Origin of the sequence: Hubeiibacter jixunmingi, assembly GCF_041928215.1 — a bacterium.
Taxonomy (GTDB): domain Bacteria; phylum Pseudomonadota; class Gammaproteobacteria; order Pseudomonadales; family Moraxellaceae; genus Acinetobacter.
In genome coordinates this window covers 21568-31278 of record NZ_JBHFHK010000023.1, presented here as the reverse complement: position 1 = coordinate 31278, position 9711 = coordinate 21568, and the positions used below count along the sequence as shown (strand labels likewise).

Annotated in this window: 7 protein-coding genes, 1 tRNA gene and 1 pseudogene; 8 read left to right on the top strand and 1 reads right to left on the bottom strand. The window is 40.5% G+C overall.

Annotation, left to right across the window (positions count from 1 at the left end; genetic code table 11):
• The 3 genes from ACEYX7_RS05365 to ACEYX7_RS05355 all read left to right on the top strand — a co-directional run bounded on the left by ACEYX7_RS05365 (position 1) and on the right by ACEYX7_RS05355 (position 1444).
• Positions 1–77 (top strand) — tRNA-Arg (locus ACEYX7_RS05365).
• A gap of 131 nt (positions 78–208) precedes the next feature.
• Positions 209–727, top strand: a complete 519-nt coding sequence (locus tag ACEYX7_RS05360) for a hypothetical protein (RefSeq protein ID WP_374803225.1) — start codon at positions 209–211, stop codon at positions 725–727.
• Positions 728–787: 60 nt separating this feature from the next.
• The gene (locus tag ACEYX7_RS05355) at positions 788–1444 is read left to right on the top strand and encodes a fumarylacetoacetate hydrolase family protein (protein WP_374803223.1); all 657 of its coding nucleotides are present in this window, start codon (positions 788–790) and stop codon (positions 1442–1444) included.
• Between the two features lie 65 nt (positions 1445–1509).
• On the opposite strand, the gene ACEYX7_RS05350 is transcribed toward ACEYX7_RS05355, so the two are convergent.
• Positions 1510–4203, bottom strand: a complete 2694-nt coding sequence (locus ACEYX7_RS05350) for a penicillin-binding protein 1A (RefSeq protein ID WP_374900282.1) — start codon at positions 4201–4203, stop codon at positions 1510–1512.
• A gap of 158 nt (positions 4204–4361) precedes the next feature.
• On the opposite strand from ACEYX7_RS05350, the gene ACEYX7_RS05345 reads away from it, so the two are divergent.
• The 5 genes and pseudogenes from ACEYX7_RS05345 to pilQ all read left to right on the top strand — a co-directional run bounded on the left by ACEYX7_RS05345 (position 4362) and on the right by pilQ (position 9700).
• Positions 4362–5420 (top strand): pilus assembly protein PilM, encoded by a 1059-nt coding sequence (locus ACEYX7_RS05345; protein ID WP_374803219.1) that lies wholly within the window; start codon positions 4362–4364, stop codon positions 5418–5420.
• Positions 5420–6058 (top strand): annotated as a pseudogene (locus ACEYX7_RS05340) (PilN domain-containing protein); the annotation flags it as partial. The gene ACEYX7_RS05345 and the pseudogene ACEYX7_RS05340, both read left to right, overlap by 1 nt.
• A gap of 170 nt (positions 6059–6228) precedes the next feature.
• Positions 6229–6960 carry a type IV pilus inner membrane component PilO gene (locus tag ACEYX7_RS05335; RefSeq protein WP_374806781.1) on the top strand — a complete coding sequence of 244 codons (732 nt, stop codon included), beginning with the start codon at positions 6229–6231 and terminating at the stop codon, positions 6958–6960.
• A 2-nt stretch (positions 6961–6962) separates the two neighbouring features.
• Positions 6963–7508, top strand: a complete 546-nt coding sequence (locus ACEYX7_RS05330) for a pilus assembly protein PilP (RefSeq protein WP_374803215.1) — start codon at positions 6963–6965, stop codon at positions 7506–7508.
• Between the two features lie 56 nt (positions 7509–7564).
• Positions 7565–9700: a type IV pilus secretin PilQ gene (pilQ, locus tag ACEYX7_RS05325; protein ID WP_374806787.1), complete on the top strand. Its 2136-nt coding sequence runs from the start codon at positions 7565–7567 to the stop codon at positions 9698–9700.
• Positions 9701–9711 lie beyond the last annotated feature (11 nt).

Genomic DNA, 9711 nt, shown 5'->3' with positions numbered 1-9711 from the left:
GCGCTCATAGCTCAGCTGGATAGAGCACTTGGCTACGAACTAAGGGGTCGGGAGTTCGAATCTCTCTGAGCGCACCATATTCTTAAAAAACCACTTATCATTGATAGGTGGTTTTTTATTGTCTACTTAACTTAAAAATAATAAAAACCTTGAGTTTTCACTACAAATTCATTAAGGTAATTGCTGTTTTTTTGTTGATGAAAGTCAGATGTCTAATCTTAATCGTAATCCCATTTTGCAAAGTCGTCACCGCTTAACTATAGAAGAATTCCAAGAAGGTGTGAATTTAACCATTTTTGGACGACAAAAAATGACTGCATGGCTTACGCCATTACTAAGCGTTCTGATCATGGGGTGGGGTTTTTATTTGGGCTGGAATGGACAAGGCAAATTCTTTGTGATTCTGGGTGCAAGCTTTTTAATCTTGCAATTATTGATGCGATTAGTGATTTTACCTTGGATTTTTCGTAAACAATTTCAAAAAAATCAAGCACGTTTTACAGAGATTGAACAAGGGATTGATTTGTATCAGGATGAGTTTGTGATTTCGATGGGGGATAAACAGCAAGCCTTTTCTTATGACGGTGTAGAGGGCTTTCGTGTAGGCAAACTGTGCTATGCAATTGAACTCAAATCACGTACCATGATTTTGGTGTCTAAAAATGCCATTGAACAGACGGGTAAACGTGAATTATTTGAAAAGGCATTTTTAAATCGTTCAAAATAGTTGTTCATCATCTATTTTTTGATAAAGTAATTTTTAAATCAACAAAGCAAGGAGTGAGTTGTGTCAGTCGTTCATCAGATCTCGAAAGTCGTGTGTATTGGGCGTAATTATGTCGAGCACGCACAAGAGTTGGGCAATGCCGTGCCTGATTACCCAATTTTATTTATCAAACCAAATAGCAGTATTATTGATAATCATCAAGCGATTACATGGCAGTCACAATGGGGTAGTTGTCATTATGAATGTGAACTGTGCATTCGTATAGGACAAGATTTAAAGTGTGGCGAGTCTTATGATGATCAGCAATTACTAGCCAGTATTGATGCGGTGACTTTGGGCTTGGATCTGACTTTGCGTGATTTACAAGGCGAGTTAAAAGCCAAAGGCTACCCGTGGGAGCGTGCCAAAGCTTTTGATGGCTCGTGTGTGTTGGCAGAATGGTTGCCTAGTAATGTGATTGCAGATTGGCAAAATGTTGAATTTGAATTTTGGCAAAATCAACAGTTGAAACAACAAGGTCATACTGCAAAAATGATTTTTAATATCAATGAAATTTTGATTAAAACTTTAGAAAATTTTAGTCTACAAGCAGGTGACGTGATCATGACAGGCACGCCAGCAGGTGTGGGTGCGTTGCAGCGTGGTGATCAGCTAGAATTGCGATTAGCGACTTCACAGGGTCAAAAAATCTGGTCTGCCTATGTGGATAAGGCGTAATAAGCATAACCAGTTTGAGCGGTTAGAACAAAAAAGCATACTTTTATAAGTATGCTTTTTTACAACTATTGATTTTTCAATTCAGGTGGATGCTCATCGCTTGGTAGGATGATTTGTTCACCAGGTAAATCTTCAAAGTCGTTGGTTTTTGGACGTTTAGGTGGTGGAGCAAGTGGTGTAATAGCATAGTCATCGTTACCACTATTATTGGAGTTACGATTTGAGCTGCTGTTAGCACTGCTGCCACTATTTGTTGTTGGTGTAACTGGGCGATACATTGCAATTGCCATAGGTGGCTCATCACTTGAGCTGGCATTGTTTTGAATCACACGTTTTTGTGTTTTGCCTTTGGCGTCTTTGCTTTCAGCCTGAGTCTCATTGCGGTTAAAGGCTTTGTTTGCCTCTGCACTACTGTCTAATGTCACCCAAGATGATGGGCGACCTTTTAAGGATTTACCCATGTATTCCATCCAAATTGGTAGTGCTGCAACACCGCCGTATTCGCTTCGACCTAACGTACTTGGTCTATCAAAACCAACCCATGTGATAGTGACTAAGTCACCGTTAAATCCTGCAAACCATGCGTCTTTGGCATCATTCGTTGTCCCTGTTTTACCACCCAAATCATCACGACCTAATTTCATCGCAGCACGACCAGTACCGAGCTGAATTACGTCACGCAAAATGTTTGACATTTGGTATGCGGTGCTTGATTTTAATATACGTCTTGCTTGGCGATATTCACTTGCTGGACGAATGGTTTGTTGTGTCTGATTGGTCGCTTTTGCAGGCATAACAGATGCTTCTAAAGCGGCAATTTCTTCCTGCTTTTGCTCATCTTTAGATTTTTTAGATTTTTTATCAGTATTTTCGTCATCTTTGGCATTCATGCTTGCATCAAGCAACTTGCTGTATTGCTCTTCTTTCTTTTGCTGTTCGATTGCACATTTGACACATGCATACACTGGATCAGCACGATAAACCATTTTGCCATTAATATCATCAATACGATCGATAAGATACGGCTGTACACGGAAACCGCCATTGGCAAAAGTCGCATATCCTGTTGCCATTTGAATTGGTAATGCATTTGGTGTACCTAGAGCAATAGTATAATTTTTAGGAATCATACTGTCGTGCATGCCTACGTCCATCATGAACTGACGTGCACGCTCAATACCCACACTTTGCAAAATACGTACTGACACGGTGTTACGTGATAAGTAAAGTGCACGGCGTAATGGCATTAAACCTGCATACTTACCGTCAGAGTTTTTTGGACGCCAGCCACCAATATTAATGGGTGCATCGTTGATCAATGTGGTTGGGGTCATGCCTTTTTCTAAGACTAAGGCATAAACAAATGGCTTAATCGTTGAGCCTGGTTGACGGAAACCTTGCGTAGCACGGTTAAACTTAGACTGATAAAAACTATAACCACCTACCATTGCCTCAATCGCACCACTATTTGGATTAAGTGAGATCAATTGACCTTGTGCGACAGGGATATGGAAAAGTTTCCAAGAGGTTTTTTCGTCATTAGTTGGACGTAAACGTACAATATCATTGACTTTAACAATCTGAGATGCACGGCTGGCTGCTGGTCCTGGGTTATTGGCATTGCGATACAAGCGAACCCAATTCATGCCTGACCAAGGTATGGTAACTTTACTACCATCTTGCATTTCTGCTTCAAAACTGTTTGCAAGTACTTTGGTCACTTTTGCAGGCCAAGTATTATTATAAGGAATAAAATTTTGCAAAGGTTGATCATGTGCTTCCACACCACGCCATCCATGACGAGCATCATAAGCTTCTAAACCTTTGCGTACAGCTTCTTCAGCAATGGTTTGGCGACGTGTATCAACAGTTGTATAAACACGAATACCACTATTAATCACCTGTTCGCCAAAACGATCGGTCAGTTCCTTACGGACTGCTTCAGTGACATAAGGATGTTGTTCGACAACTTTACGTTCGTTGATACGCAGTTGGATAGGTTCCGAAATTGCCGCATCGTATGCAGCTTGATTGATATAACCAAGTTGCAACATACGTCCTAAAATCCAATTGCGACGCTCTAAAGCACGCTCAGGATTTACCACAGGGTTGAAACGAGAAGGTGCTTTAGGTAAGCCAGCTAACATGGCTTTTTCCGCCAAAGTCAGTTGTTTTAAATCTTTATCGTAGTAAATACGTGCTGCTGCCTGAATACCGTAAGCATTCTTACCCAAGAAAATTTTATTCACATAAAGCGTTAAAATTTCTTCTTTGGTTAGGTTTTGTTCAATCTTGCGTGCAAGGAAGATTTCGGTCAGTTTTCTGCGTAAAGTTCGTTCAGGACTAAGATAATAATTTTTTGCAACCTGCATGGTAATGGTGGAGCCACCAGTTTGTCCACCGTCACCACTCACAGACTCCGACATTGCACGTCCTAAGCTTTTGAAGCTGACGCCACCATGCTCAAAAAAGCTCGAATCTTCGGCAGCTAAAAAAGCATGAATAAAATCTTGAGGAATTTCATTATATTGCACAGGTAAAGACAGACGATCACCGAACTCAGCAAGCAATACATTATTTTTACTATAAATTTGCATTGGCTTTTCGAGAGGTGCTTTTTGTAGACTGGACATACTCGGCAAAGATGGTGTGATGTATAAGTACATACCATAGAAGCCCATCGGTAAAGCGAGGGTGCCAAGAATAATGACCGAGAAAAAAGGATGAATATGTCCTTTTTGTGCTAGATTTTGCTTCATAACTAGGTTTTAATATGCCTGAGCATGTGTCAAAAATTTAAAGATGCCTAAGTATAACGTTAAGTTGTGCAGAATGTTAGCAATAATGCGTGCTAATATGAAAAAAATAGTGCATAATTGACACTTCTTAGGGGATAAAAGAATTAGGAAAACAAATTGTGCTTAAATTAAAGTCAAAATCGACGAAAGGCGTAATTGGCGTAGATGTAAGCTCTACAACAGTTAAAATGCTGCAACTGAGTACAAAGGGTGGTAAATACCATATTGAAGCATACGCTTCTATTCCTTTGGCTGAGAATGACGTTATCGATAAAACTATCGTTCAGATAGACAATGTCGGTGATGCCATTGAGCGTGCCTACAATCGAGCGAACCCAAGTACTAAGAGTGCTGCCATGGCTGTACCTGCTGCTAGTGCGATTACGAAAGTAATTGAAATGGACGCAGATGTGGGCGATGACGAACGCGAAGTACAGATCCGTATGGATGCTGAGCAATATATTCCTTACCCACTTGATGAAGTGAGTTTGGATTTTGAAGTGCAAAAGCGTCTAGAACGTAACCCAAGCCGTGTAGAAGTTCTACTGGTCGCCACACGTACTGAAAACGTTGAAAAACGTGTTGAGGCGTTGGAGCTGGCTGGACTGAAACCACAAGTTATGGACGTTGATTCATATGCAATCGAACGTACATACGAACTGATGAAAGATAGTCTTCCTATCGGTTCTAATGTTGTGGGTATCTTGGATATCGGTCACACTCAAATGACACTCAGTGTATTAGATAGCAACCAAGTTATTTATACGCGTGAGCAAGGTTTCGGTGGTCGTCAGTTAACCCAAGAGATTCAGCAACGTTATGGCTTGGCTTATGATCGTGCAGAAGCAGTCAAACGTGATCATGATTTACCAGATGATTATGATACAGAAGTTTTCTATCCGTATGTAGATGCATTAACTCAACAAGCAGCACGTGCGTTGCAGTTCTTCTTTTCATCATCAAAATATTCTGAGATAGATCATTTATTACTTGCAGGTGGTGGTGCTAACTTACGTGGTTTGCCTAAGATTTTACAAGAAAATCTAGGTTATCGTGTGACATTAGCTAATCCATTTATCCGCATGACCCATGCAAGTCAGGTGGATATTGTGCAACTTGAACGTGATGCTGCATCTTTGTTAGTGGCTTGCGGGCTAGCATTACGGAGCTTTGACTAATGGCTAGAATTAACCTATTACCATGGCGTGAAGAACGCCGTGAACAAAAGAAACGCGAATTTATCGCTACAAGTATCTTTGTTGCACTGATTGGTGCAGCACTTGTGGGTGCAGTTTGGTTCTACTTTGATGGTCAACTTAATGATCAGCAAGCAGCCAATGAAATGGTTAAAACCGAAAATGCGACTTTAGATCAAAAACTAAAGAGCATGGATGGTTTGAAAGCACAGCGTGATGCGATTGAACAACGTATGAAAGTCATTCAGGACTTACAAGGTGTTCGTCCAGTGATTGTACACGTATTTGATGAAATTACACGTCTAACACCAGCAAATGTGTATTTGACTGAATTTACGCGTAAAGGTGATAAATTTACAATCATGGGTAAAGCTGAAAGCCCTGAAGCTGTAGCTGGATTCTTGCGTAACCTAGGCACTTCAGCTTGGTTTAGAAATGCCTTTATGAGTTCATTTATTGCAGCAGAGCAACAGCCTGCACCTCAACCGGGTGGCGTTTTACCACGTGTTGAGGATAGTTATGGTACCTTTACTGTGACACTTGATTTGGGTGATTTAGAGAAATTGACAGGCATCGTTGATCCGAATACTGCTTCAGCTCCAGTGACTACACAACCAGTTGCACCTGTAATTGTTCAACCTGCGACAACACATCCTGCATCTAGTTCCGCTGCTCCTGCTACAGCAAAACCGGCTTCTTCAGTTCAATCAACATCTCCTGCTACAGGTGCAGAAGTTGCTAGACCTGTTGAGCAAGCTGTTTCATCAACAGCTAAATAAGGGGTTGAATAATGAGTAAATTAAATCTAGAAAAAGAACCAGTAGAAGCATCGAAAAAGGGCTTTGACTTTAATCGCTATATGCAGCAGCTGCAGCAAATGGATCCAAACAACATTGGTGCTTGGCCAACTGCGGTTAAAGTGACCATGTATATCCTAATTCTGTTGATTATCGCAGCAGTGGCATATTTTGCTTTGATTAAAGGTTTGCAAGAAGAAATCGCAAATGCCGAAGCTGAAAACCAAAATTTGCTTACTGAATTTAAAGATAAAGATTCTAAGTTAAGAAACTTGACCCTTTATGAAGAGCAGATTAAGTTGATGGAAGCACAGTTTAATGAGCAATTACAACAATTGCCTAAAGAAACTGAGATTCCTGGCTTGGTTCAAGATATCAATACTGCAGGTGTGGCATCGGATCTTGAATTTAAGAACATCAGTCTTTTATCAGAAGTCCAACAAGAAATATTTATTGAACAACCGATAGATATTACAGTAACTGGTGGTTACCACAGTATGGGTGGATTCGTAACAGCGATTGCTGCACTGCCACGTATTGTGACCTTACATGATTTCACTATCAAAACTGTAGAGCAAGATCCTAAGAAGTTCTCTACTAAATTGATTATGAATATCAATGCCAAGACCTATCGTTATATGGATAAAAAGCCAGATGCTGTAAGCAAAGATCCAAATGCACCAGCATCTTCTGATTCTGCAAAACCTGCGTCAGGAGCGAAGTAATGATGAGTAATTTGAAAATTTCTTCTAACGTCTTGGTGCTCGTTGCTGCATTATCTTTGGTAGGTTGTGTGGGTGAGTCAAGAGTAGAAAAAGCAACTGCTGAAATGGAAACGATCCGTAATCAGCCAGCTCTGCCAGTGCCTCCACCGCCAGTTTTTCCACCTATTCCGAGCTATGCTTATGGTGCTTTTGCGATGAAAAGCCCGTTCATTTCTACCAGTTTAGCAAATGAAATGCGTGTAATGGCTGGACGACGTGTTTATCCAAACCCTAATCGCATTAAACAGCCTCTTGAATCTTATCCTTTAGAGGATTTGATTATGAAAGGGACGATGTATCGTCCGGGTGTGGGTATAGTTGCATTGATCTTATCTAAAGATGGTGAGATTACACCTGTACAACGTGGAAATTATCTTGGTGAAAACAGCGGTCGCGTTGTAAACATTACAACAAATCAAATTTCCATCGTAGAAATCGTACCAGATGGTCAAGATGGTTATGTAGAACGCCCTCGTACCATGGTTTTACGCGACGCTGCGGTGAAATAAGGAAGAGCAAAATGAAAAAGATCACACTTTTGAACGCCACCAAATTATCTATGAATATGGGATTTACCATGAACAAATTTGCTATTACAGCCTTAGCAATGGGAATGATGCAAGTTGCACAGGCACAAGTAGGTATTACTAACGTAACCAGCACGACTTCTACAGATCAAGGCACAGAGTTGCGTATGGCTTTCAATGGTTTACCGCAACAACCAAAAGCTTATCAATTAAACAATCCATCACGCTTGGTTTTAGACTTTGAAGGTGTAGCAAATAAAGTTGCTACAACAGATTTAACTGTCGGCAGCAATGAAGTTTCAAATGTTGTTACTGAGTCAGATAGCCAACGTTCACGCGTTACAGTAAATCTAAAAGAATTTGGTGCGTTTACTACAAAGACTGAAGGTAATAACTTAGTTGTTAAAGTGACTCCTAAACTAAGTGTAGGTAGCACTACAGTTAATCCAAACCGTCAAGCACAATCTATTGGCTTGGCAAACATCGGCTTTGAGCGTGGTTCTCAAAATGAAGGCTTGGTTAATATTCGACTATTAAGCGGTAACACGCCGGTAGATGTACAACAACAAGGTAGCCGTGTAGTGGTTCGTATGTTGGGTAGCCGTGTGCCTACACATCTTGCACGTCGCTTAAATGTTGGTGAGTTTGGTACACCTGTAACAACTGTTGATGCTTATAACGAAGGCAATAACGGTGTTATCGTTATTCAACCAACAGGTAATTATGAGTACATGGCGTATCAGACTGATGATCGTTTAACAATTAGTGTTAAGCGTCCAGCTGACATAAACAATGTTGTAACAAATCGTGCTCAAAAAACTTATACAGGTAAAAAAGTATCCTTGGACTTCCAAGATATTGAAGTACGTCGTGTCTTACAATTGCTAGCAGATTTTACTGGCAATAACATTGTTGCGGCAGACTCTGTGCAAGGGCAAATTACCATCCGCTTGAAAGATGTACCTTGGGATCAAGCACTTGACGTGATTATGAAGACTAAAGGTCTAGATAAGCGACAAAATGGTAATGTTATTCAGGTTGCTCCTGTTGCTGAGTTACTTAAAACTGAAAAAGAAGAAGCAGATATGCGTGCGCAATCTGCACGACAAATTCCGATTCAGACTGATTACATTAAATTGAACTATGCTAAAGCTTCTGCAGTATTAAAGCTATTAACAGATGTGCGTGCAAATAACGATAAATCTCGTGAAGCAACTAATGCCGGTAATGGTAACCCAGCTGATAACCTTTCTTTGGATACCTTATTAAGTCCACGTGGTAGTGCTGTTTCTGATGATCGTACTAATACATTGATTATTAATGATACTGCACAAAACATTGATAAAGTGCGTAAGATGTTGAGCTTAGTTGATGTACCGTTACGTCAAGTAATGATTGAAGTGCGTATCGTGCGTGCAACAAACGAGTTTACAAAGAATTTAGGTGTGAGATGGGGTGTATTCACACCATCTGCAGGTGGAAGAAATAGTTTAGTAGTTGGCGGAAGTACAAGAAGCTTAGGTGATTTGGCAAATGGCGGTGGCTCACGTGCACCATCAGGGGCTGAATTAATGAATAACCTAAATGTCGATTTAGGTATTGCTAATGCAGCTGGTCGTGTTGCTTTTGGATTATTAAGACTTTCAGACTTGGCATTGGACTTAGAATTATCAGCTGCACAAGCAGATGGTTTAACCGAAATCGTGTCTACACCAAAAGTTTTGACTGCTGATAAGCAAAAAGCGACTATTAAATCTGGTACGCAGATTCCTTACCAAACAATGTCTAACGTTGGTGGTGTAGCGATGGCTACTGTTTCATTCAAAGACGCAGTGTTATTGCTAGATGTTACGCCAAGCATTACCCCAGAAGGTAAAATTGGTATGGAGTTGAATATTAATAAAGACAGCATCGGTACTACAGCCGAAAATGGTGAATTGACAGTCGACACTAACCATATTAATACTAATGTATTGGTCGGAAACGGTGAAACAATTGTATTAGGTGGGGTTTTTGAAAGCACTAACAGTAGCAGAGTAACGAAAGTGCCTGTTTTGGGTGATCTGCCTGTAGTCGGTAGTTTGTTCAAGAGAACCCAAAAAGTCGATAACCGCAATGAGTTGCTTGTGTTCGTAACTCCACGCATTGTGGCAGACAATAGCGTTAACCGCTAAGTTGTAGAGTT